Here is a 24,806-nt window from a genome sequence, read left to right as displayed (position 1 = left end):
AGGTTCAAATATCCTTGTCAATTCTGACCGAGCCAGAAAAGAATTGGGATGGCGCCCTAAATATGATAACCTGTCGCAAGAAATAGCTTCTAATTGAACAGACACTGGCTCCTCCTCACTTTTGATGGTCAAGACGAAGGATATACCATAGCCTCTGCTATTCTTGTAATTTTTAAATGAGCAGAATATCAAGGCTTCTCATTTTAAAACTAATTCAGATTGACATTCCGGTACTCATTTGGGCTATAACCGACACGGTTTTTAAATAAGCGACTAAAATGCTGCGGATATTTAAAACCAAGTTCAAATGCAATTTCGTTAATAGTCTTATTCGAATCGAATATTTTTTCCTTGGCAATCTCGATTAACTTATTCTGAATATATTCCTGCGCAGTCTTCCCTGTTTCTTTCTTAACGAGGTCACCAAAATAGTTGGCAGAAAGAAATAATTGTTCAGCAAAGTAGGCCACAGTTGGCAGACCGTATTGTTGTGGTTCATCTGACTGAAAATAAGCATTCAAAATCTCTTCGAATTTTTCTATAATACCCTTATTAACATTTTCGCGCGTTATAAATTGTCTGTCATAAAACCGTTGACAATAATCTAGGAAAAGCTCGATGTTGGAGACAATGAGCTTTTTGGTATGCTTGTCGATACTATGAACCAGTTCATGCTTTATTTTGTTGAGGCAATCCATAATGACCCTCCTCTCCTGCTCGGAAAGATGAAGCGCCTCGCTAGCTGAATAGGAAAAGAACGTATAGTTGGCAATCTCCTTTGCCAACGAAGTACCATAAAGCAGCTCTGGATGAAATACCAATGCTGTCCCCTGAGGCTGGTAGAATTCCGTGCCATTCTCCCCAATGACCTGCCCCGGAGCCAAAAATATCAATGTTCCCTCTTCATAATCATAATTCTTAAGTCCATACCGGAGATCTCCGCATTTTATTTCTTTAAAAAACACGGTATAGAACTCATACCTGAGCTTTGACAGTTTACGAGGATCAGCTTTGCTCAAATCGACAACACTGACCAAAGGATGCAATGTTTCATTGTTATTGAAATTATTGTATTCGCTAATACTCTTAAAATTGATGATCTCTTCCATTTGCCTGAATGCTATGAAACAAATTTACAAAACTGAAATCCAATAATGTATTGAATCCGTAATATTGGTAGAACTATCCGTAATCCATCTACCAAAACCTTAGCCTGCAAAACCGAACTTTGTTATCATTGGATTGTATACTACATAAACGATTTTCATGATGTATAAAGTAAAACTAAATAACGGAATTGAAATGCCTATCCTTGGTTTCGGTGTTTTCCAGATAAAAGATGCCTTAGAATGCGAACGTGCTGTTATTGATGCCGTCGAAACTGGATACCGGCTAATTGATACCGCGGCCTCTTATTTGAATGAAGAAGCAGTAGGAAAAGCGATAAAAAATTGCGCTATCCAACGTGAAGAATTATTTATCACGACCAAACTGTGGGTTCAGGATACGGGATATGAGAAAACCAAGACCGCTTTTCACCGCTCGTTGGAAAGACTGCAATTGGACTATCTCGATCTGTATCTGATCCACCAACCTTATGGCGATATCTTTGGATCGTGGAAAGCGATGCAGGAACTTTATGAAGCCGGTAAAATAAGGGCTATCGGGACTGCTAATTTCCAGCCGGACAGGGTGATGGATCTCATTGTCAATAGTGGTTTCACTCCGGCTGTCAACCAGATCGAAACACATCCTTTTCAACAGCAAATTCAAAATCAAGCTTTCCTGAACGAAAATAATATCCAGACCCAATCCTGGGGTCCTTTTGCAGAGGGGAAAAACGATATTTTCCATAATAGAGTCCTTAAGTCAATAGGAGAAAATTACAATAAAACTGTTGCACAGGTCATCCTCCGATGGCTTGTGCAACGGGACATCATTGCTATCCCCAAATCTGTTCGTAAAGAAAGAATAGGCGAAAATTTCCAGCTATTCGATTTCGAACTGACAGAGAAGGAAATGGATGCCATAAGATCCCTGGACACTGGAGAAAGTCTATTTTTTGATCACCGGGACCCTAAGGTGGTCAGATCGCTGAGTGAAAGAAAACTTGATATCTAAAACATTAAATTGATACTAAAATGGAAAAAAGAAAACTGGGAAATAGTGGACTTGAAGTGTCCGCACTTGGATTAGGCTGCATGGGTTTGAGTTTTGGCTATGGTCCGGCTACGGACGAAAAAGAGGCAATTCAATTAATCCGCGCTGCTTTTGAATCTGGAATCACCTTTTTCGATACCGCTGAATGTTATGGCCCTTTTACCAATGAAACCCTACTTGGACAAGCATTGGAGCCATTCAGAGACCATGTGGTGATCGCGACTAAGTTTGGTTTCGAAGATGGCGATTCAAAAAAAGGTTTGGACAGCAGTCCTGCCAGAATCAGAAAAGTTGCTGAAGCTTCCCTCCAACGTCTGCGTACGGACCGAATCGACCTGTTCTATCAACACCGCACCGACCCCAATATCCCTATTGAAGAGGTGGCCGGAACCATCCGCGATCTGATTGCTGAAGGTAAAGTAAAACATTGGGGACTCTCTGAAGCGGGAACTGAAACGATCCGTCGAGCACATACAGAGCAGCCCCTAGCGGCATTGCAGAGCGAATACTCGCTCTTTTACCGTGAACCTGAAAATGAGATCATCCCTACACTGGAGGAGCTTGGGATCGGTTTTGTGCCCTTTAGCCCCTTGGGAAAAGGCTTCTTAACCGGCGCAATCAACGAAACGACAAAATTTGACCCGACGGATTTCCGTAACATCGTACCACGTTTCTCGGAAGAAAATCGCAAAGCGAATCAGGTTCTTGTAGATCTCCTAAAAACGATAGCAAGTGCAAAAGATGCCACTCCAGCGCAAATTGCATTAGCATGGCTGCTTGCTCAGAAACCATGGATTGCCCCAATCCCGGGAACGACAAAACTACATCGCCTGAAGGAAAATATTGACGCCATTGCTGTTCAGCTAGATACAAAGGAAATACGGGAGATCAACCAGGCTGCTTCAGCAATTACCATCCAAGGCGAACGATATCCTGCTGCTTTACAGAACAGAGTCGGTAAATAAAAAATAAGCTATGCGATTGAACAGAATAATACGAAATATTACAGCCTCTGCTGCCCTATTCATTTTATCGATGACCGTACATGCCCAGAAAAAGCAAAAGCCTTTACTCATTGATGATCAAGGTAGCTTTGCAGTTGGTGGTACTATCAAGACCGAAGCTGGGCACTTGAACGTAAATGATGCCCTGAATCCTCAAGGACAAACTTTCCATGGTGATCATGCCTACGTTTTCTATCAAAAACCGGTAAAAGCCCACAAGTATCCTTTGGTATTTCTGCATGGTGCAGGCCAATCAAAAAAAACATGGGAAACAACAGCAGATGGTAGAGAAGGTTTTCAGAACATTTTCCTCCGCCGGAAATTCTCAGTGTACCTCATCGACCAACCCAGACGTGGGGAAGCCGGAAAAAGCATGGTAGAAGCAACGATCAAGCCTATGGCAGATGAGCAGTTCTGGTTTACACAATTTCGTATAGGCAATTACCCCAACTATTTCCCGAATGTTCAGTTTCCAAAGGATAGTATAGCATTAGAACAGTTCTATAGACAGATGACACCCAATACGGGTGCTTTCGATGCAACCGTTATTACCGCAGCGGTATCCAGTCTATTTGATAAGATTAACGCCGGAATCTTGGTCACCCACTCCCAGGGCGGAGGCCCAGGTTGGCTGACCGCGATCAAAAATGATAAAGTCAAAGCGGTCGTCGCATACGAACCATACAGTGGATTTGTATTTCCAGAGGGCGAACTTCCGCCTCCCATAAAATCCGCGGGGTTGTTTGGTGAACTCAAAGGGGTTACAATCCCCCTCTCTGATTTTAAAAAGCTGACCCAAATCCCAATTGTCATTTACTATGGGGATAATATTGCCAAAGAGCCGACCAATGTATGGAACAAAGACCACTGGCGTTCGGGGCTGGAAATGGCCAGACTATGGGCCGCGGCAATTAATAAACATGGCGGAAATGCGACGGTAATCCATCTTCCTGAAGTTGGAATCACGGGAAATACTCATTTTCCTTTTTCGGATCTCAACAATTTGCAAGTTGCGGATGAACTATACAAATGGTTAAAACAAAAAGGACTGGATAAGTAATAATGGTAGTACTATCCGTAATCCGTCTACCTAAAAAGAAAGTTGATTTAGGGAACTTTGTATAAATCAAAAACGATGCAAATGAAAACTAGATATTTATATTGCCTACTACTTTGCCTGTTGTTTGCGGTAACTTCCTGTTCGGGAGCAAATGAAGCCACATTTGAAAACAAAGGTTTCCCGATAGCTCCCTGTGATTCGCTAAATAATCAGGAAGTTTTGGTCGTTTACCTATCGCGGACGAAAAATACCAAAGCTGTCGCAGAGATTATCCATCGGCAGGTAGGCGGTGATCTAGTTGGTCTTGAACTCGAAAATCCTTATCCCGCTCACTATCAAACCACCGTCGACCAGGTTGCCGAAGAAAATAAAACGGGTTATCTGCCGCCACTAAAAACGAAAATAGACAACATAGGAAAATACGACTTCATCTTTGTGGGGTTTCCAACTTGGGGGATGCAGCTCCCTCCCCCCATAAAGAGTTTTCTAAAACAGTATGATCTAGCAGGAAAGACGATTGTCCCTTTTAATACAAATGCCGGATATGGCGTTGGGAGCAGCTTTGACACGATCAAACAACTTTGTTCCAAAAGCAAAATATTGGAAGGGTTTACAACAAAAGCAGGGAAAGAACGGGACGGAATCCTCTTTGTGATATCAGGTGAAAAAGAAAAACAGCTTACCATTCAACTTGCCCAATGGCTTGAAAAACTTGGATTCACAAAATAATAAGAAGTGGAAAGCATAAAATTACAATCAATGAAACAAATCAAGTATATCATCGTAGCCATGTTTATGGCAACGGGGCTCATTACAGAAGCACAGGACAAATCAAAAAATCCATTTGGCCTTGTGTATGGTGATGCTATAAAGGAAAATGTAAAGGGAAAAGTAAATATACATCCTGTGAGCTATAAATTAAACGGAATAGCTATCGCTGCTAATGTATATACTCCGACGAATTATGACCCTTCAAAAAGATATCCTGCCATTATAGTCGCACATCCCAATGGCGGGGTCAAAGAACAAACTGCCGGTCTTTATGCACAGCGACTTGCAGAAGCGGGTTACATTACAATAGCCGCAGACGCCGCCTATCAGGGAGCCAGCGGTGGCGAACCCCGCCATACCGACAAACCCCAGTTCAGAACAGAGGATATCCATGGCATGGCAGACTATATCGCTGGTTACGCTGGTGTCGACCCGGATCGTGTCGGTGCACTCGGGATCTGCGGCGGCGGTGGTTATACCCTCAAAGCAGCACAGTCTGATAAACGGCTAAAAGCTGTTGCTACACTGAGCATGTTCAACTCTGGTGAAGTGAGACGCAACGGTTTTCAAAATTCCCAGCAAAATACAATCGAGCAACGATTGAAACAGGCATCAGATGCCCGGGCACAGGAGGCAGCAGGCGGAGAAATCAAGTATTCTGGCGTAGCTAGTATAACCGACGAAGAGATCGCCAAAACTCCAACAGATCTCTATCGGCAAGGATTTGAATATTATTATCGGACGCACGCCCATCGGAATTCAACGTTTTTATATACAACCAGCAGCTTGATGGATCTGATGACATGAGATGCGACCGATGGTATCGAACTAATCGATCAGCCCTTGTTGATGATCGCTGGAAGCAAGGCAGATACCAAGTATATGACCGATGAGGCTTTTTCAAAGGCTAAAAACGCAAAAAACAAAGCGCTCTTTTTACTAGAAGGAGCTACACACATTGAAACTTACTGGAAAAAGGAATACGTCACAAAAGCTGTAAATAAATTGGTTGAGTTTTATCACCAGAACCTTCAATAAAAAATACACTATATTTTATTATGATTATGAAAAAATTATTACTCGGCCTCTGTTTGGCCCTCTTCGGAATTCAGATCTCATTTGCACAATCGCCTGCTGATCAGGAAATCATCAAACTTTCAAAAGATAAATGGCAATGGATGGCCAACAAAAATGTCGGTACATTGGACAGCCTTTTTCATGAAAATTCAATGTTTGTCCACATGGGGGGATCCTGGGGAAAACAAAGGGAACTTAATGTCATAAAAAGTGGCGGAATCTGGTATAAAAAGGCTGATATCCATGAAGTATCAGTCAATATCATTGACAATACAGCTATCCTACTCAATAGAATCGACCTACTTGCTATCGTTGGTGGTAACGAGGTAACCAATCCCTTTATGGTTACGGAAGTCTACGTAAAACAAAATGGCACTTGGAAACTAGGATCACTGTCGTTCACCAAACTACTTACTCCTGGGAACTAATAACGATTCAACCAGTGATATCTTCGTAAAGAATGCCATCGCTAGTCTTTCTACTCCAAAAAGAGATGAAATAGAAAGAATCACTAATAGAGAATGATCATGAAGAAACAAAAGTATATTATTGCGTTATTATTCACTTTATTTTGCTTTTATTCCGTGTTATACGCAAGTCAGAATCGCGAAAATCCGCCATTAAATAACAAAAAACGTTGTCTTATTACCATTGCGGCCACCGCGGCCAAAGGTGACCTGTCAACATTAAAAGATGCACTCAACAAAGGACTCGATGCCGGACTGACAAGTAATCAGATTAAGGAAAGCATCATACAGCTCTATGCTTATGCCGGCTTTCCTCGTAGTATACGTGGATTGCAAACCCTGATGGCCGTACTTGAGGAGCGCAAGACAAAGGGCATCAATGATCCAACAGGCCCTGAAGCATCACCTATTCAAAATGACCAGCCAAAATATGATCGTGGCAAAGCGATTTTGGAACAGCTTACAGGAGTAACCGAAAAAGATCCAAAAACTGGTTATGCTGCTTTTGCTCCAACTATTGAACTATTTTTAAAGGAACATCTATTTGCTGATATTTTTGAACGGGATATTCTTACCTACGCTGAAAGAGAACTGGTAACAATCTCTGTACTAGCCAGCATAGGCGGCGTGGAACCGATGCTGAAATCGCATTTGGCAATTTGTTTAAATGTAGGTTTATCGAAAGAACAATTACAGCAGTTTATAATTATTATTAAATCTACTGTGGGCAAAAAAGAGGCTATAGTTGCACAAAAAATATTCGATGAAGTATTAGCGAATAGAAAGTAATCTAACTGCTACTATAAAATTTGCGGTCATTAAAGCGACTATAACAAAAAAATAAACGAGCCTAAAATGGGTTACTTGGGGATAAACTTTATTTAAAAATTTAAAATCATGAATTTAAACAATACAACGATACTATTTCTGACGGGAATCTTGGCAATTTCATGTACTCAACAGATCAAACCACAAAAAACTGAACAGCACAGAACGCATGATCCTATTTTTTCAAAAGGTGAAAGGATTACAAATGACAATTTCACAGGAACAGTGTGGTTAAATAATCTAGTAACCGCAGATCGGATCAATCAGAATGCTGTTGGAAGTGTGACCTTTGAGCCTGGTGTCAGGACCAAGTGGCATTCTCATCCGGCGGGACAGATTATTCTGGCATTGGATGGTGTCGGCTTCTATCAGGAAGAAGGTAAGGAAAAAATAATCCTCCGTAAAGGAGAAGTTGTAAAATGCCCAATAGATGTTCCTCATTGGCATGGCGCGAGCGCTGATTCTGCTTTTGTACAGATTGCCATTACAGGCAGGGAAAAGGGAGAAACAGTATGGCTTAAACCTGTGACAGATCAAGAGTATAACAATTAACCTAAATAAGATCTCTTTTCTCGATAGTAATATATTCATCCTTTTCGGCCTGAATAAACGAAAGTGGGCATTCAATATCGGTTAGAAAATGTATACTTAATAAGCATGTCAATTTTATAGACAAAAATTGGAAGGATCTATATGAATCAAACAAATAAGCCGGCTGTATTATAAAAAGCCGGCTTTTGAAAAGGATTTAATGATCCTGTTTACCGCTTTTGGGTGTTTTGGTAATATTGGGGATGAAAACCAAATATTCGTAACCTTTTATAATTCTTTCCAGCTCCAAATCCTCTACCTTAAGCTTCTGTTTAGAGATTGCTTGTTGCAAAGGTCTCAAATTATAAGCATACCAATTGTCATCTTTTACAACGGTTAAAAACGATTTATATTGATCCAAATCAGCCAATGTTTCACCCTCCCCCTTTCCGATGAGCATAATATGTAATGACTTCCGGTAATTTGCCTCTTCAATATTGGCAACCAGGTTACCAACATCGAATACTTCCATTAAACTCTCTCCTTTAGGCATGTGATTAGCGCCATATTTGAAAAGATTCTTCTTGTCTTTCCATTCGGGAAGCTTCTCAAAAACCAGATGTTTGATATATTGAATCCTTAAACGATGAATTCGATTTAAATATAGATCTCTGCTTAATTTTAGCGCTTCAAGCTGTTCTTTCTCAATGGCGGATAAATTGAGAGCGGTCAATGCATTTATTTTTTCTAAGCAATCATCAGAGAACAAATAGAATCTGGTGTTATTTTTTGTGTCAAAAGCAGCAGAATTAGCAATCATCTGTGTATAAATTTCTTTTGCTTTAGCACTTCTGGATTGCATACTTAATTCCGAAAAAAGCAAACGATCTGAAAATAAACTAATTTGTTCAGCGCCATAGGTTTTGACATTCTGATCTACTATGTTTTTAAATAAGTCAAACTCAGCCTCACCTTGTAAAAAAGATAAGGCAGAACCCGACTCATTGCGAAATTTGTCCAGTTCAGGAGGAGTTAAGGATTTAATTTTCTTTGATATTGTATTGACTGTATAGGGATCAATTTCCAGAATATAGTTGTCGAACTTAATATTATTGACAACCGCGTTTGTGAAATAAGGAATTTCGCTGGTGAAATGCTGCTCGCCCAATAATACGGAGTTGTTTTTTCTGATTTCATCTAGCAAAGTAGTCCATCCTTTGCCGTCAAAAGCGTTCTTATTGTTTTTTTTAAAGGTCGAATAGTTATTTTGAATTAAACTATCCATTAATGAGGTTTGTGCACGACCGAAATTGGCAATAAATAGGGTTAAAATTAGGATTTTGGTTTTCATTATCTATTTTTTGAAAGATACTCATTTAGCCCGGACAATGCTAGTTATTTTTTATATTCTAATTAACTAAAACAAAACCGTCGTATTACTTTGATTCAATCCTGATACGGGCTATAGAAAGTTTAAACATATGAAGCTTTTGACCAATGAATCGATTCCTATTTTTGAAGATTTTATAGGTCATAAGTTAGCACACAAATTGTTGAAAACAAAGAAAATTATAGGGCAGTATTTGCCGTTTTTTTATATTATTTATAGCACCTCTTATTCATGGTCAACATGACCGTCTGTATTTAAACGCAATAATGATCAAAGGTTCTTAAACGCAGAAATATTTGTTCCGGAGTACATTTTGAAAAACCGGCTAAAATGAGCAGGACTTTCAAAACCAAGTTCGTAAGCTATCTCTTTCGCTGACTTCTCGGTATAATGGAGATACCTTTTAGCCTCAAGAATTATTCTGTTGCGGATTAGAATAGATGGCGCCGACTGTTTCAACAGCGCAAATACATTGCTTAGCGTTTTTGGTGATTTGTTGAGTGCAGCGGCATAGAACCTGACTTCATGTTCCTCTTTAAAGTTACATTCCAGTAGCAACGCAAATTTTCTCACAATATCCATTCTTTCGTCGGGGAATAGCTGATAACTTTCACTTTGGAGCTTTGCTATCCTTGTGGTATTGATAATCACTCTCTTAAGAAGGGTGCGCAGCATTTCACCCTGGAAATTATCTTTTACCATCATCTCATTTGAAAACACATTCTCCAGATGAGACATTTCTTCCACAGCAGTTTCATTTAATACAATGAACATTGGATGTCGAATACCATAGAACAGAAAACCAACACAACCGACCTCAGCATCGTGGTCAACGATACAATAGAACTCCCTATTAAACTGCCAGGCAGTCAGCACATCGGGCTGTTCAAATACAAAATGTTGATTGGAAACCAAAGGAAGTATACACCTTGATGGCATCGTATAGCTGATCTCATCGATCGTCACTTTTTGTTCGCCGCCCTTATTATAAATAAATGTATTGATTGGCAGGGAATTCGCATTACGAAGTCCCCTGCCTGAAAACTGGTTGTTGTCACTGTGCATCACAAACAGTGCTGCTGTTGCGTTATCGCTATACTCCCTAATCATGTTGTCATTTACTTACGACATTTCAATACGCTTAAATTTAATCATTTTCTTGTAAGAGCCTAACGCCCACAAGCTAGAAATTTACAGATCTTCTTTAAGGCTGCTTGCAGCAGCAAGCAGCAGATTGGAGGATAATCTTTGTTTAAAATCGGGATTGATAAATTCAAAATGAATTGTTCCCTTTTGATCAAGTATAAATACTGATGGAACCGGAAGCAGCAAGTCGGTGTCTTTGCCTCCAGTTGTTTTCGGTAGCATCTCCCAGTAGTCTTTCGGAGCTTTATACGCAATCCCCATTTGTTTCGACAGTGAAAGATCTGCGTCCGATAAAAGTGTATAACTTAATTTTTCTTTCGCTACAGCTTTCATTAATCCCTCGGATTCGTCTGTACTTATGGCAATCAACTGATACCCCATTTCTTCCAAGCCGGGAAAGGCCTCTTGTAAGCCCGAAAGTTGTCTGGTACAATAAGGACACCAGCCACCGCGGTAGAAAACCAAAATGGTCGGCTTTTGGGAAATCGCTCTATTGAGATCAAACCTTTTACCTGAAACGTCTACCAATCCTGCCATCGGTATTTTTTCTCCACACAATAACGGACTGATGTCTTCCGGATTTTGCGGAATTCGATAAGGGATTTGCTTCATATCCATTTTATCTATCCTGCTGTCAGCTCTCCGCATGCTGGACCGCGCCTGCGCATTGGCTATGCTTGCGATGCAGGTCGTGAACAACAGCAGCGCAACAAACGCAGCTAATTTTGTTTTTATAGGATTTTTCATTTTATAACACGTTTATTACTTAATAAATATTGAATCGATACTTTTTGCCCGTGGAAACTCAATCGATACTTTAGCCACTGCATGTAATAGGTTGCTGATCGTCCTGTCTCTAATAAGGACAATAATAGCCACGAGATTTTCGTTCGTATAACCGGCCTCAAAAATTAGTTGATTGTTACTTTAATAATGCTAGAAATTGATGGCAGTGTGGTGAACCCATTTGGATTAGGCACTTCTCCAATTGGTTTACGTTCGGTCACAGGAGTGCCACCTAATCCTGCCTGCTCATTGCCAGCTCCGGGAAACTGATTAATCGCTGTCCCATTGTCAAACAATCCGATTGAATAGGATACATCTCCTTTTACTGTTGCATCAATTCCATTATCTTTTGTTGCAAAGAACCAATCGTTGGAAAGGCCGTACATGCTTGCAATGGCAATTCGATCTCCACTCGCTATACTTAACTGCTGTGAAACGCTACTTCCTGCCTGCGCTCCGATTTTAGGAAGTAATACTGTTGAGCTAGCCGCCGGAAGGATATACACCGCTTTTACACCGGAGAGTGTTTTAAGATAAGCCGCCAGGCCCGATGCATCACCTTTTTGCGCTAAATCTTTCAGTCCTTTACCACGGTCATTTTCACCGATTTTATATATTGGGTTTTCGATGCCTTTATATAGCACCACCAAAACTGGAGATAATGGTGTAAAAATACCTGTTTGTGTATTAATGTAATTACCCAACACGCTATTGTCTCCCATCTCCGCAATATTTGTCAAGCCATTTACACTTGGTTTTCCTACTTCAAATAATGGATTAGGATTTAACAGGTTCCCTCCCACGCTATATGAAATTGCCCAAACTCCGGGACTGAAGGGGGTCGGATTGGTCGTACCGCCCGAGACATTAGTGATTATAAGTGTAAAATTGGAATTACCTTCATAATGAAGTGTTGCTTTCATTAAAGTAGAAGCTGGAGCATAAGTATTGCCCTGTGCATCGGTTCCGTTTACTTCCGTAATAGCTCTTGGAGCAGTTTCTGTTGTTCCCGGGTGAATTACAGCTGCACCTGGCATCTGATTGATACGAGTACCATTATCCCATAATTTAATCTGTGCCGAAACATCGCCCTCAACCGGAGTTCCATTGTCCTGATACAGCTTTATGCCAGGATTTTCGGGAGCAAAAAACAAGTCATTCGACCAACCATACATCGTTGCAAAGCTCAGCGCTTGTCCTTTGGCTGCAGAAAACTTAATGGAAATTGCTTCGCCAGGCATAACCACTGGCGAAGCACCAGTGTTTTTAAAGCTACCGGACTCGACCAATAGTTTTGAATCCAATACATTTTCTATCGTAATAGTTGTCGCCGACGTTGATGGCATAGCATCATTTTTATTGCAAGCGATAATTAGCAAAGGGATTGCTGCCATAGCCCACAAAATTGAATGTTTATGTTTCATAATGAATTCTTTTTAAATTACATTACAAATGTAAATTTCATGGGAGGAGCTGTAGGTATCTGAATTTCCCGCTGTGTTGCCGATATTTCCCGAGGGAATAATTTATGAGGAAGTAGATGTTGGACTGTACTGATAGTACAGGAGGACTGAACCACTAGAGAAACACCTTGTTTTTAATAGTTTAAAAACTATTCTATCGCTTATATGTTCGAATAGTGAAAGCCCCTGTCCTACCACAACGGGATAAATGCACAATTGAAGTTCGTCGATCAAATTGAGATTCATCAGCTGGACAATTAAGCTTCGACTCCCAACCAAAATATCTCTACCGGGTTGCTGTTTCAATTTCAATATTTCATCTTTAAGCATCCCTTCGGCCAATTTTGCACTCGCCCAGTCTATATTTTTCAGGCTGTTTGAAAAAACAACTTTTGGAATTTTATCGATAGCCAATGCAAAGTCATCCATTGATTGTTCACCTGAGGGATTTTTCACAAAAGGCCGCCAATATTCCATAAGCTGATAGGTAATCCTACCATATAAAATGACATCAGCGCTATTTAACAGATGCGTATAATGAAGATGTATTTCCTCGTCGGGAATGCCTGCTGTATGATCACAAAACCCGTCAAGGGTCATATTGAATGCTGCAATTACTTTTCTCATGTCCTTCCAATAAGCTTCTTTTACACCGTAAATCTAACATTTTACACATTGAATAGGCTTTGCATAAGACAAGAAATAAACCGGGGTAATGATAGAAAAGAAAGCTAACGTTTCAAAGAATAAATAATAGCCACCGAATAAAATTGCAGGTGGAAGGAATTAAAACAAAAAAGTCAAACCACTAAAGATAATTACCGTTGAAGGGGGGAGCATAAAGCTGAGCTCCCGCCCCTTTTTTAAAATATGAAGTCTATTTCAGATCATCGAAGCAGGCTAGTCACGATCTGTTCTCACAAATTGTCCATTGAAATCGAAAATAAGAGCATCTCCACCCCTAATATCTATTCGATATGAACTGCGTTTTTTTTCGATAAACTCAACCTGATTCCCAGGATGATTTTTTATGATAAAAGTTAAAATACTCCTTCTGACATCCTGGGAAGAAAGTTTTTCACCCTTGCCGGTTACTAAATTCCAATTGACCATATGATTTAAGATTTAAAATGTTATAATAATCTAAACCTATCCATCAATTTGGGAAAGAAATGGGAATTATTTATCTATTTTCCCAATCTAAATCCAACCGTTATACCGCCCATAGGTGTAAATTCGCTTTGGCTGTCATAAAAACTCACACCTGGCCCGATACCTACATTCATCATAAAACGCTCGCCATAAGTGCGCTGTATACCCCACATTGCGCCTAAAGTTAGGGTGAAATCAGCAACATACATATTATCACTTTTCAATATGGACGGACCAGCGGCTCCAAGCACCCCAGCAATATAATTGCCGGAATTGTGTGCTATTTTTTTTCCTTTCTGAAGCCTTTTATTTAAATTATAATAATGCCGCACTTGCATATCGACCGCTGGACGAAATGCATATCCCCACTCAGAATCTTCATGATGATAATCGTTAATCGTTATCGATGTTTTACTGTATAATAAACTTCCTGATAAAGGTCCTGAAAAGCGCAATGTTGTTTTATTTCCGATCCCCATTTCGTAAGACATATTGGTCAGGATATTGTAGGCAAACTGGTGATCCTCAACTTTGGCTTCAACTGCTGTATTCGTTTGTGCAAAAGACATCGAGGCAAAAGCCACCATCATAAAGAGTGTAAAATAATTTCTTTTCATTAATAATTAATAATTTGACACCGCAAAGATATTAAAATAAATAATGTGTAAAAATCAAACTCCTATTGTCAAATCGAAGGCATTTCGCTTCAAAAATAGAACATCAATAAATACAGACTCAGTTTATTAAATAAGCTCGATGTGCTATTTCACATATTTAACCATCAAGATTATTATTTTAATTCTTATTTTCACAAGCGCAACAGGCAACGAAATCCGTTACCCCTACTGCGAAGTCGATGCATTTGCAGGTGCAGAGGCGATTGCTAGTGAAGTAGCAAAGAAATATACTTAGCAAATGCTAAGAGAGTTTTTGAGTCTGAGGCACAATGTTTAGAAAAGAACATATGAAAAAAATAGTGTTATTAAATACCTTATTTACTCCGTTGATCGGATTTGCTCAATTACAGACCGTTTTTAAACAAAAAGTAGATTCTATTTATGATAAAAATAAGGATGCTGTGGGGATTATTGTTCATGTAGAAGCACCGAAACATAATATTTCCTGGAGCTATGCAAAAGATGTAGCAGACACCAGCACGAACCAAGCGCTAGAAGACCAACAGCCTGTTTTGATTGCAAGCAACACGAAACCCTATGTCGCTGCAGCAATCCTAAGATTGGTAGAAAAAGGTGAACTTTCTATTGATCAACCAATTGCAAATTTATTATCAAAAAAAACACGTCATTTATTTGAAAGCGATGGTTATAATCTAGCGGTAATTACGATAAAGAATTTGCTCTCACACACTTCGGGAATTCAAGATTATGTAGATGAAGCTTATTTTGAATTCGTCAATCAACATCCTAAATATAAGTGGAAAAAAGACGAGCAGATCAAAAGATCCATCGATATCGGAAACCCTCAGCCTGTCGGTGAAAAATTTAGTTACGCTGATATTAATTATTTACTTCTTACCGAAATTATTGAGCAAAAAACACAGCAGCCATTCTATGCAGCCATCCGAAACTTACTTAGATACAAAGAATTAAACCTAACAAAGACATGGTTTATAAACGTAGAACAATATCCTGAAAACACCCTGCCTCTCGCCCATCAGTACGCAAGCAAGTACAACTGGGACTCGTATGCCATTGATCCTTCATGGGATCTGTACGGAGGCGGTGGGATAGCAGCGACAGCCAAAGAGGCAGCCCTATTTTTCCAATATGTATTTGACGGAAAAATCATTCAGGATAAACAACTTCTTGAAGCGATGCATACCTACGTCTTACCACCAGATAAATCTAAATACTGTTTAGGAATTTATCATTTTGACATGGGGTTCAACGCTTACTATCATGGCGGTTGGTGGGGAACAGATGTCATCTATTCACCGGAGTCTGATGCGACTATCACTGTCTTTACGCTGCAAAAAGGATTTCAGCATGTCATCAATCCATTTATCGGAAAAGAATTTCAAAAGCTATTGATTGCTGAATCAGCAATAAAATAGCAGCTGGCTACAATACTATGGAAAGCTTAAACTTTGATTGCTAAACCACTATAATTTACCAGTAAGCACTAGACAGGCAGTCGCTTACGATATTGGATATAGTATACAATTACATTTAGCAAAACAATAAGAGCCGCTATTATAGCCGCTATATATACAGTGCTATTAACTAATTTATTAGCAACTGAAATTGCTATTAAAGCCCATACAGCTACAAGTCCAAATAAGGGCATATGACGTTGCCATATCATCAATAAGTGAATGATTAATGCAATTGCAAACATGATAATAACCCATGTTGTAGCTGATAATCCAAAACCGTCCCAGCCTATCTTCGTGAGATAGGCTGCAATGTCGGCAATCAAAGCCACTGAAATCCATCCTGCATAAAGTTGAAAAGGGAACTTAAGAAATATACGCTTGCTGCGTGCAGCATGAAACACAATAGATTGTGTATGGTGAATTATCTTTAATAGCGACACAAAAAGTAAGATCATTAATAAAATAGTCAAAAAGGTATAGTCATACAACCAGGTAATGACCCATAGACTATTTGCTAGACAAGAAATCAAGAACCACCATCCGACTTTTAAAACTACTTTTTCCTTTTCGTTTGTCTGTCTGACAAAAGGACCAAAATAAATTACAAATCCAAACAACCCCAAATAAATGAGGCCCCATATGGTAAAGGCATATCCCGCGGGTGTAAATAGATTTTGATATTTAGCAGAAACCGTTGCCATGGTCTCCCCATTAAAAATTCCCGTATTGGATAGGTAATTAATAATCACCGTAATGACCAAAGCAACTCCATTGGTTATTTGATAGATTTTCTTCATTGTATACAGCATAAAATATGTTTAAAAGCTCATTTGACCTCCTTCCGCCGGTCACGTGAACTGCAATAGACTCGTTATCACTAATTCTTAGTTTGATTAAATAATTTTTCTAAAACCTGATAACGGTAATCGAAGATTTGCTCCAACTTTTTTTTAACAAAAACTCCATGCACAATTGTGCCTAGAATTCCCAAAGGCAATTCATAATCTACCCTGTCTTTCATGAGCACTCCTTTTTCATTCGGAATAAACTCATGAAAATGATTCCAATAGGCATAAGGTCCCTCTAGTTGAAAATCAGTAAAACTTTTATTCTTTTCCACTTGCGTTATTTTGGTCTTCCACTTCAGCGGAAACCGAAGGATCGGAGATACCAAATAATCAATGATCATTCCCTCAGAAATTTCTTGCCGACGAAAGTCTGAGACGACAACAAACCCCATATCTTTTGGTGTAATTTCTGAAAGATTCATGGGTGAAGAAAAAAAAGACCAAGCGGTATCCAAATCGCAGGCCAATTGTTGTTCTCTATATATTTTGTACCTCATTACCTCATCTTATTTGAACTAACTTTATTGCTTGTCAATATAACAACACTACCACAAATTAGTTTACAAATATACTATAAAAAACATTTAACGAGGCTATATTATTATCATAAAGAATAATTATATACCAATATAACGATTTAATTTAAAGCTAGCTTTTAAATATACTTTTATCGATGGTTATTTAGTGGACATATCCTTTTCTAGAGCCTTAATAAGGGCTTTCGTATAACTTTTAGAAAAATCAGCTAAGCTGGAAGGGTTGATTGTTTCAGACTGCACACTCCAAACCAGTTGTTCGGAACTAACGTCATATAGATTGCTTTCCAGATAGTACATTTTATCCGTGGTATAATATCCAGGATCGTATGCAATCGGGTACCAATGGGAGTAATAGCTCCAAAAATTACCATACCATCCAAACCTCGGATAAGGCATATAAGGTCCACTTCCCGGTACATATCGGGTTTCGCTGGTTTTGTCGATCAGGGTAACAGTAAAAATAGCATCCGCATTCAGACTGTGTACTGCTTTCATCACTAAATCTCTATTTTGACTTTCATCTTTGGTGAACGTGCGTTTAAAAACATCAGTACTTTTAATAGCCTTGTAGCCATGCATGGAAGCCGCTTCAGCCAAATTGGATTCAATGACTTCCTGTGCTTTAGCATGGTTTGTCATCGCAATAATGAATATTGTTTGGTATTGTTTTGGAGTCAGATCTCTATTTTTATAGACATCTGTTATCCTTGTGGAGGTACTACAAGCCAACAATAAGAAGCTTGAGACAATTGCGGTTAAAAATGACTTCGATTTCATATATTTTAAAAATTAGTGTCCTTTTGAAGTGTAGCAGAGAGTCTCTTCGTATTTTCGTGGGATATGCCAGTACATCGATCTATTTTGGGTAGTCTTAGCGTAAAAACTATAGAACCACCTATTAGACAACAAGTTTACACTGACAATTGTTTTGCAGTTATTAATTATAAAAGAAATACTTTAATTCTTAATTGATATTATCAAAAAGGTCCTTGAGAAGTAAGGACACCACTCATCAGGGATTAAATTTCATCATTCAGGCAAAATCTGATTTCTGTGATGCTTCAAATGCATCACATAGTCATGCATTAAAAATTCGAGGCTATGGTCATTACAAGTCCTTTGTGTCAGTTTATTCGCAATTATATGCTGAAACAAAAACAACAATTGCTCGTTTACCGATCGCCATAGATTGCATAATTTAACGGTCTCAGCATGTTGATAGTCAGCAGATGAACAGTAGGCTACCTGATCATAGTATATTTTTGGATTTTCTTCAAATTGAGCTCTTATAAACCGTCCGTAATTTACAAAAGCGCTATCGACTAAATGACCTAGAATTTCTTTTTTACTCCACTTATTTTGTCCCAATTTCATATTAAAATCGTCCTCGTTTAATTCCATAATTTGCTGGGTAAAATCATGGATAATATCCTCAAATTCTGACAAAAATGTACTCATACCTAAATCTATCTCTTATTGCACTAATTTCTTAACAATGTAATCCCTTGCCTCCACGCTATTGTGCAACGTTCCATTGTTCTACTATTTTATTGTTCCGTAAACTTTTTTGTACCATTCCACAGCTTTTGCTTCGTGCTCTTTCAAAAATTCATCTTTGGCGTCATTATAGTCGTTCCCATCTTTCCATTGCTGGAGTACCAACTTTTCTTTGATCGCCTGATACTGATCTCTTACTTCTTCATGTACACGCAGATAATCGCGAAACGCGATATGGCGCAACCAGTGTTCTGATTGCAACGGTATGCTGTGAATATGCGCTATCCGTAGCGAATGATCATGCAATCGTACTGGAATTTCATCGTCGGGTGCAATGTGCTCTGGCAACCCCAATACTTCAGGCCGATCAATTAGGGCGACAAAAAAACGTCTGTAAGGCATATCCTCATTATATTTTTCATAATATACATAGCATTTACCCTGCAACAGGAACGGAATGCGATCAAGGTCATTTTCTTCCTCAAGACCGATCAATATATCAATGATTGGTTTGGCAGACAATCCCTCAACGGCCGTACTGCCTATGTGATCTACCCTCGACCTTATAGGTTTCAACAATGCAAGAAGTTCATTTTGAATGCTGTCGAAATTCGCTTTCCATATCGGATTATAAGGTTCAAACGGTAAAATCATACGCTATTGTCTTTGTCAATACAAGATAATAGACATCATTCGATCAAATACACCTCGAACGATGCCCTAAAAGTTAAAGTTAATAAATTTATGGTTTTCCGAGAGAACCTATAAACCAGTTCTATTTTTCTAATGCATTTATTGGGCAAATTTCTTCGTCGCTACGACACAGAGGATAACACCATCTGTTACAGCAAGCATGCCAACACTGACTTGTTCATGAAGAAGCCAGGCGGCTAAAGCCAAACCAAAGAATGGCTGTAATAACTGTAACTGTCCGATAGTCGCCGTGCCACCTTGGGCAAGTCCTTTATACCAAAAAACAAAGCCAATAAACATACTGAACAAAGAAACATAGGCTAAACTAGCCCAGGCGCCCATAGGTACAGCATCAAAAGTGGATGGAAGATAGATAAAAGTAAGTGGCAACATCAGCGGCAGCGACAAAACCAGGGCCCAGGAAATGACCTGCCAACCACCCAGTGTCTTGGTCAATTTAGCGCCTTCAGCATAGCCCAAACCACAGAGAATGACCGATAAAATCATTAAAACGTCACCTAAAGGTGAGGCTGTTAGTCCTTGTGCCAGCGCATAGCCGATCACCAGTAGGCTCCCTAAAGCAGAGAACAGCCAAAAGATTGGCTTCGGACGCTCGCCACCGCGTATAATACCAAATACGGCTGTCGATACGGGCAAAATACCGATAAAAACGATAGAGTGCGCAGACGTGATGTGCTGCAGGGCTAAAGCACTCAGTAAGGGAAATCCAACGACACATCCTATTGCAACGATGCATAGCGAACCCAATTGTTTTCTTTCTGGGCGTTTTTCCTTAAAAACGATCAATGTTACCAGTGCCAATATACCTGCAATCGAAGCTCTGGCTAGCGTCACAAATACGGGGTCAAATGCTAAAACCGCCATTCGTGTTGCCGGCAACGAACCACTAAATAATACCACCCCAATAAAACCGTTTAACCAACCGCTTGCGGTATTTTCTTGTAATTTACTTATACTTAATTCTGCCATGTTTCAACCTTTTACACAAAGTTCGTCCATTACAAGAACTAAGCACAGTCACAGTTTTTGATAATTCAATGGACACAGTTACCTTTGAAGACAGATATTAATCCTTATTTTATGAAAAAAGATTATTTGTATAATGAAATAGCAGACAATATTGCGAATAAGATTAATTCAGGTGTCTTAAAAGCTGGCGAGAAACTACCTTCAGTGAGAAATCTAAGTGCTGAACACGGTATCAGTATAAATACCGCAAAAAGGATATTTTTAGAGCTTGAAGGACGTTCACTTATACGGTCCAAACCTCAGTCCGGCTACTTCGTTAGTCCTCCAAACTATTTGCAGCTTCCTTTGGCCGCAGCCAGTCAACCTATTCCAATCGCCAATAACCGAGAACCAGATCAATTAATGAATAAGGTGTATTCAACCATGGGGCGCCGGGATTTAACCTTATTTTCCATCGGTGTTCCTTCGGGAAGTCTCCTGCCTACCGCAAAATTGAAAAAAGAAATCGTTCTCGCTACACAGGAGCTCAGCGATGGTGGCACAGCATATGAGCCCTTGCAGGGCAATATAAAATTACGTCGTATGGTAGCTGTACGTTCATTGGCCTGGGGTGGAAATCTAAACGAAGATGAGGTCGTTACCACCAACGGCTGTATGAATGCGTTGGTTTTATGTCTGATGGCCTTAACCAAACCTGGAGATACACTGGCTCTTGAAAGCCCCTGCTATCCGGGTATCCTCCAACTTGCCGTTAGCCTGGGACTTAAGGTGCTGGAAATAGCCACGGACCCCATTACGGGAATAAACATTGAAGCCCTCAAAAAGCTATTGCCCGAAATCAAACTCTGCTTACTGGTTCCCAATTTTAACACCCCTTTGGGCTATTGTATGCCGGATGAGAACAAGCGGGAAATTGTATCACTGCTAGCAAAACATCATATCCCGCTGATCGAAGATGACACTTACGGCGACCTCCATTTTGGCACCCAACGCCCCAAATGTTGCAAATCTTTTGACCTAGATGGCAATGTACTCTGGTGCGGGTCAGTTTCAAAGACATTGGCTCCGGGCTTCCGTGTCGGATGGGTCGCTCCTGGAAAATACAAGGAACAGATTATCAAACTAAAACTGATCCATTCCCTATCATCTACAGCGATCATCAACGAGGCAGTGGGAAATTTTCTATTAACAGGAAAGTATGAAAATCACCTACGTAAACTCCGTAAATCATTAACAGAAAACTACCGGCAGTATGCCGCTATCATCGCGGACCATTTTCCGGAAGGTACTAAAATAAGCCGCCCACAGGGCGGACTCGCCCTATGGGTTGAATTTCCAAAACACATCGATACAGGCAAACTATACAACTATGCGCTTAAACTACAGATTAGCATTTCACCGGGAAGGATCTTCACCTTGCAGGATCAATTTCACCATTGCATGCGTCTCTGTATTGGCTTACCCTGGAGCAATGAACTCGCCTTAAAGTTAAAACAGCTTGGTAAACTCGCAAAAGCCCTCCAATAGATTATAACATAAAAGAATAAAACCAACAGTCAAGACAACGAAACAACAAGTCGGGGCCTATGCTTACTTGAGTTCCAGCACCAGCCTGTGTTTACCAGCCTCCAATTGGACGATATCGCTGCCTCTAACATTATCCGGTGGATAAAATGTTGCCGTCGCATTAGCAGGTATTTGGATATTATATACGATCATTTTATCCTTTAACTTCCATTCAGAAACAATTTTACCGTAGGGTGAATCGTAAGAAATAGAAGATTCTTTCAGTTCCTGGGGGAAGATAGGTTTTAAGAGTACATGTTTAAATCCAGGTTGTTCAGGATCTGGCAGAATCCCGCCGATAGATTTAAAAAACCAACCACCGATTTCGCCAAACATCATGTGGTTGTCTGAAATATCCCGTGTTGCTTTTAAATCCCAGTTCTCCAACAATGTTGTCGCTCCATTTACAATCCACCATCCCCAAGACGGGTAGGTATCTTGTACCGCGACCTTATAGGCTGTCGTTGCATAACCGTTATCTTTTAACGCATTCAATAATGCTTTAGCACCCAATACGCCTACATCCAAATGAAAGTTGGTCTCTTCCACTTTCTTATTCAGATTGGCTGCAACACGGGCTTTCATTTCATTGGGTACAACCCCCCAATAGAGTGGTACACTCAGTTCGGTCTGTGTTCCATTGCTATAAACACCCTTGGAAGCATCTAAAAATTTAGCGTTGATGGCCGTCTTAATTTTTTCGCTTAGCAGTTCATATTTTTGTTGATCTGCTGTGTATCCAAACAATTTGGCCGCAGCAGCCAAGATGGTCGCATCCACATAAAAATAAACAGATGAGGTCAACTCCAGATTGGACTGTGACTTCACCGGCACCCAGTCTCCACGCCCAAACGTTGTCAATCCAGACGGGCTGATTCCGTCTACATAATCGACATAGCGTTTGATATTTAGGTAGCATTCTTCTAATGCACGTGGATCTCCATAAAACTGATAGATCTGCCATGGAATGATGGCAATGGTGCTTGTCCAATCCAAACCATTTGCGGTACCGTAGCCCCATCCGCCAGTTGGAATAATATCGGGTAAGACACCATTCTCCTGTTGTTCATCACGATGATCCGCCATCCATTTTTCATAAACTGTTATCCCGTCAAAATTGTATAGAGCTGTTTCAATCGCAAGGTGCCCATCCCCTGTCCAGCCGTTCTTTTCCCGTTGCGGACAGTCTGTAGGATAGCCCATCAAATTGGACAAGTAGGCATTGTTGGTCGCTGTCCATAGTTTATTGACCAACGCTGATGATGTCTTGAGCTGTCCAATAGCAGACACATCACTATGCATAAAATAGGCGGTCACAGCCGAACTATCCAATGCAATTGCGGCACTGCTGCTAACCTCGACATAACGAAACCCTTTGTAACCGAACTTGGCCATAAACTCATCCTCGCGGCCACTTAAGGTCAATATATCGGTCTGAAAAGGCTCCTTTTCCTTATCGCCGCGATAATAAACATCAATATTGGACTGATCAAGATGCCCATCGGCCTGCAATCGCTCACCATGCTTGATACGCAGCATAGTACCCGCAGCTCCTTTCACTCTAATTTTTGTAATCCCGGCCATATTCTGGCCCATATCGAACACATAGGTACGTTGGTCTATCTTTGTCACTGATTTTGGCTTATAGGACTTTACGAGCCGAATCGGTACCATCTGTTGGGAAACGATATGCGCTGATGGCGCATTTCTATACTGAACAGCCGGCCAGGCCGAATCATCGTATTTTGGTTTATCCCAGTTAGGTATTTCCAGTCTTGCATCGTAATGCTCACCAGTGTAAATATTATTATAGGTGATTGGCCCCGAAGCAGTCTTCCACTGCTTATCCGAAACAATGGTTTCCGTCGTTCCATCTGTATAAACAATTTTCAGTTCTAAACAGAATGTTGGCCGGGCCCGCCATAGTGCTTTATCAAAGTTCCAAACGGCCATTGGTTGATGATTATACCAGCCATTCCCCAAAACAACGCCAATAGCGTTCTCTCCTTTTTGAAGCTGCTGGGTTACGTCCGTCACGACATACAACGTGCGTCGGTCAAATCGTGTATACATTGGATCCAGACGGTGGTCGCCAACGCGCTGGCCATTAATGGAAAGTTCATATAATCCCGCTGTGGCAATATACGCGCGGGCAGATTTTATCTGCTTATTTGCCTTAAATTCTCTTCTAAAATAAGGCGTTTCCCGTGCATGAATATCCTTATTGTCGCTGATCCATTTTCCTTTCCAAAGGTCCATTCCCATCATTCCTGTTTCGAAAGATGCTATTTCAGAACGTGTTGATACACCATCCTTATCCCATATTTTAACCTTCCAGTAGTACTTAGTCTGTGGCTTTAACTGTGCGCCGTTATAGGACACTAACATAGCCGAGCTGAACTGTTTGCCACTATCCCAGCTATCTTTTGTCTCTTTCAGTAATGCCAGCGAATCTTGCCCTAAAAGGATCTGATAAGCTTGTTGTACCGCACCTTTACGTTGGTCCTCAAGTCGCCAGCTAAGTCTCGGGTGAATTGCATCAATACCCAACGGATTGACCAAATGTTCGCATGTCAACTGCACGGCGCTGCAGTTGTTTTTAGGTTGGGCATAAGTGTTGCTAGCGATACACAACAGTGCTGTCAATAAAATCTTACGCATTGAAAGATACTATTCTTGGTGGTTATTAAATTGTTTTAGCTGATTCAAAAAACTAATATAT

General features: G+C 40.2%; 25 protein-coding genes. 10 read left to right on the top strand and 15 right to left on the bottom strand.

The window, feature by feature from the left end:
• Positions 1-209: 209 nt before the first annotated feature.
• Positions 210-1,109, bottom strand: coding sequence for a helix-turn-helix domain-containing protein (locus IQ31_RS03700; protein WP_088161980.1), 900 nt, complete (start codon positions 1,107-1,109; stop codon positions 210-212).
• 157 nt (positions 1,110-1,266) lie between these two features.
• On the opposite strand from IQ31_RS03700, the gene IQ31_RS03695 reads away from it, so the two are divergent.
• The 8 genes from IQ31_RS03695 (at position 1,267) to IQ31_RS03660 (ending at position 7,919) form a co-directional block, all read left to right on the top strand.
• The gene (locus IQ31_RS03695) at positions 1,267-2,121 is read left to right on the top strand and encodes an aldo/keto reductase (protein WP_232475549.1); all 855 of its coding nucleotides are present in this window, start codon (positions 1,267-1,269) and stop codon (positions 2,119-2,121) included.
• Positions 2,122-2,141: 20 nt separating this feature from the next.
• On the top strand, positions 2,142-3,125 hold the full coding sequence (locus tag IQ31_RS03690; protein ID WP_088161981.1) for an aldo/keto reductase: 984 nt from the start codon (positions 2,142-2,144) through the stop codon (positions 3,123-3,125).
• A gap of 10 nt (positions 3,126-3,135) precedes the next feature.
• Entirely contained in the window at positions 3,136-4,224 is a 1,089-nt protein-coding gene (locus IQ31_RS03685; RefSeq protein WP_145327128.1) for an alpha/beta hydrolase, read from the top strand.
• 81 nt (positions 4,225-4,305) lie between these two features.
• Complete coding sequence (locus IQ31_RS03680; RefSeq protein ID WP_088163593.1) at positions 4,306-4,953, top strand: flavodoxin; 648 nt, start codon at positions 4,306-4,308, stop codon at positions 4,951-4,953.
• A 30-nt stretch (positions 4,954-4,983) separates the two neighbouring features.
• Positions 4,984-5,802 (top strand): alpha/beta hydrolase, encoded by an 819-nt coding sequence (locus IQ31_RS03675; protein ID WP_244294324.1) that lies wholly within the window; start codon positions 4,984-4,986, stop codon positions 5,800-5,802.
• A gap of 257 nt (positions 5,803-6,059) precedes the next feature.
• Positions 6,060-6,500, top strand: a complete 441-nt coding sequence (locus IQ31_RS03670; RefSeq protein WP_145327127.1) for a nuclear transport factor 2 family protein — start codon at positions 6,060-6,062, stop codon at positions 6,498-6,500.
• Positions 6,501-6,599: 99 nt separating this feature from the next.
• A complete protein-coding gene (locus IQ31_RS03665) occupies positions 6,600-7,328 on the top strand; it encodes a carboxymuconolactone decarboxylase family protein (protein ID WP_145327126.1) in 729 nt (242 codons plus the stop codon).
• Positions 7,329-7,436: 108 nt separating this feature from the next.
• Positions 7,437-7,919 carry a cupin domain-containing protein gene (locus tag IQ31_RS03660; protein ID WP_088161984.1) on the top strand — a complete coding sequence of 161 codons (483 nt, stop codon included), beginning with the start codon at positions 7,437-7,439 and terminating at the stop codon, positions 7,917-7,919.
• 196 nt (positions 7,920-8,115) lie between these two features.
• Here IQ31_RS03660 and IQ31_RS03655 read toward each other — a convergent pair whose 3' ends face one another.
• The 7 genes from IQ31_RS03655 to IQ31_RS03625 all read right to left on the bottom strand — a co-directional run bounded on the left by IQ31_RS03655 (position 8,116) and on the right by IQ31_RS03625 (position 14,452).
• On the bottom strand, positions 8,116-9,249 hold the full coding sequence (locus IQ31_RS03655; RefSeq protein WP_145327125.1) for a hypothetical protein: 1,134 nt from the start codon (positions 9,247-9,249) through the stop codon (positions 8,116-8,118).
• A gap of 309 nt (positions 9,250-9,558) precedes the next feature.
• Positions 9,559-10,398, bottom strand: coding sequence for an AraC family transcriptional regulator (locus tag IQ31_RS03650; RefSeq protein WP_145327124.1), 840 nt, complete (start codon positions 10,396-10,398; stop codon positions 9,559-9,561).
• Between the two features lie 81 nt (positions 10,399-10,479).
• On the bottom strand, positions 10,480-11,181 hold the full coding sequence (locus IQ31_RS03645) for a peroxiredoxin-like family protein (RefSeq protein ID WP_145327123.1): 702 nt from the start codon (positions 11,179-11,181) through the stop codon (positions 10,480-10,482).
• 164 nt (positions 11,182-11,345) lie between these two features.
• Complete coding sequence (locus tag IQ31_RS03640) at positions 11,346-12,644, bottom strand: spondin domain-containing protein (RefSeq protein WP_088161988.1); 1,299 nt, start codon at positions 12,642-12,644, stop codon at positions 11,346-11,348.
• A 102-nt stretch (positions 12,645-12,746) separates the two neighbouring features.
• The gene (locus IQ31_RS03635) at positions 12,747-13,310 is read right to left on the bottom strand and encodes a dihydrofolate reductase family protein (RefSeq protein ID WP_088161989.1); all 564 of its coding nucleotides are present in this window, start codon (positions 13,308-13,310) and stop codon (positions 12,747-12,749) included.
• A 273-nt stretch (positions 13,311-13,583) separates the two neighbouring features.
• The gene (locus IQ31_RS03630; RefSeq protein WP_075993143.1) at positions 13,584-13,796 is read right to left on the bottom strand and encodes a PepSY-like domain-containing protein; all 213 of its coding nucleotides are present in this window, start codon (positions 13,794-13,796) and stop codon (positions 13,584-13,586) included.
• Between the two features lie 74 nt (positions 13,797-13,870).
• Positions 13,871-14,452: a hypothetical protein gene (locus IQ31_RS03625; protein ID WP_088161990.1), complete on the bottom strand. Its 582-nt coding sequence runs from the start codon at positions 14,450-14,452 to the stop codon at positions 13,871-13,873.
• A 347-nt stretch (positions 14,453-14,799) separates the two neighbouring features.
• Here IQ31_RS03625 and IQ31_RS03620 point away from each other — a divergent pair, with 347 nt between their 5' ends.
• Complete coding sequence (locus IQ31_RS03620) at positions 14,800-15,909, top strand: serine hydrolase domain-containing protein (RefSeq protein WP_158638790.1); 1,110 nt, start codon at positions 14,800-14,802, stop codon at positions 15,907-15,909.
• Positions 15,910-15,977: 68 nt separating this feature from the next.
• On the opposite strand, the gene IQ31_RS03615 is transcribed toward IQ31_RS03620, so the two are convergent.
• The 6 genes from IQ31_RS03615 to IQ31_RS03590 form a co-directional block, all read right to left on the bottom strand.
• Positions 15,978-16,748, bottom strand: a complete 771-nt coding sequence (locus IQ31_RS03615; protein ID WP_088161992.1) for a hypothetical protein — start codon at positions 16,746-16,748, stop codon at positions 15,978-15,980.
• Between the two features lie 80 nt (positions 16,749-16,828).
• Entirely contained in the window at positions 16,829-17,296 is a 468-nt protein-coding gene (locus tag IQ31_RS03610) for an SRPBCC family protein (protein WP_088161993.1), read from the bottom strand.
• Between the two features lie 180 nt (positions 17,297-17,476).
• Positions 17,477-18,115: a hypothetical protein gene (locus IQ31_RS03605; RefSeq protein ID WP_088161994.1), complete on the bottom strand. Its 639-nt coding sequence runs from the start codon at positions 18,113-18,115 to the stop codon at positions 17,477-17,479.
• 252 nt (positions 18,116-18,367) lie between these two features.
• Positions 18,368-18,796: a DinB family protein gene (locus tag IQ31_RS03600; protein ID WP_145327121.1), complete on the bottom strand. Its 429-nt coding sequence runs from the start codon at positions 18,794-18,796 to the stop codon at positions 18,368-18,370.
• Positions 18,797-18,880: 84 nt separating this feature from the next.
• Positions 18,881-19,489, bottom strand: coding sequence for a GrpB family protein (locus IQ31_RS03595; RefSeq protein ID WP_088161996.1), 609 nt, complete (start codon positions 19,487-19,489; stop codon positions 18,881-18,883).
• Positions 19,490-19,627: 138 nt separating this feature from the next.
• Positions 19,628-20,518 carry a DMT family transporter gene (locus IQ31_RS03590; protein WP_145327120.1) on the bottom strand — a complete coding sequence of 297 codons (891 nt, stop codon included), beginning with the start codon at positions 20,516-20,518 and terminating at the stop codon, positions 19,628-19,630.
• Positions 20,519-20,629: 111 nt separating this feature from the next.
• Here IQ31_RS03590 and IQ31_RS03585 point away from each other — a divergent pair, with 111 nt between their 5' ends.
• The gene (locus IQ31_RS03585; RefSeq protein ID WP_145327119.1) at positions 20,630-22,045 is read left to right on the top strand and encodes an aminotransferase-like domain-containing protein; all 1,416 of its coding nucleotides are present in this window, start codon (positions 20,630-20,632) and stop codon (positions 22,043-22,045) included.
• A gap of 63 nt (positions 22,046-22,108) precedes the next feature.
• On the opposite strand, the gene IQ31_RS03580 is transcribed toward IQ31_RS03585, so the two are convergent.
• Positions 22,109-24,745, bottom strand: a complete 2,637-nt coding sequence (locus IQ31_RS03580) for an alpha-L-rhamnosidase (protein ID WP_145327118.1) — start codon at positions 24,743-24,745, stop codon at positions 22,109-22,111.
• Between the last annotated feature and the right edge of the window lie 61 nt (positions 24,746-24,806).

Source organism: Sphingobacterium siyangense (assembly GCF_007830445.1).
Classification (GTDB): domain Bacteria; phylum Bacteroidota; class Bacteroidia; order Sphingobacteriales; family Sphingobacteriaceae; genus Sphingobacterium; species Sphingobacterium siyangense.
Note: the sequence above shows the minus strand (reverse complement) of the source record. Positions and strands in the feature narration are given on the sequence as shown.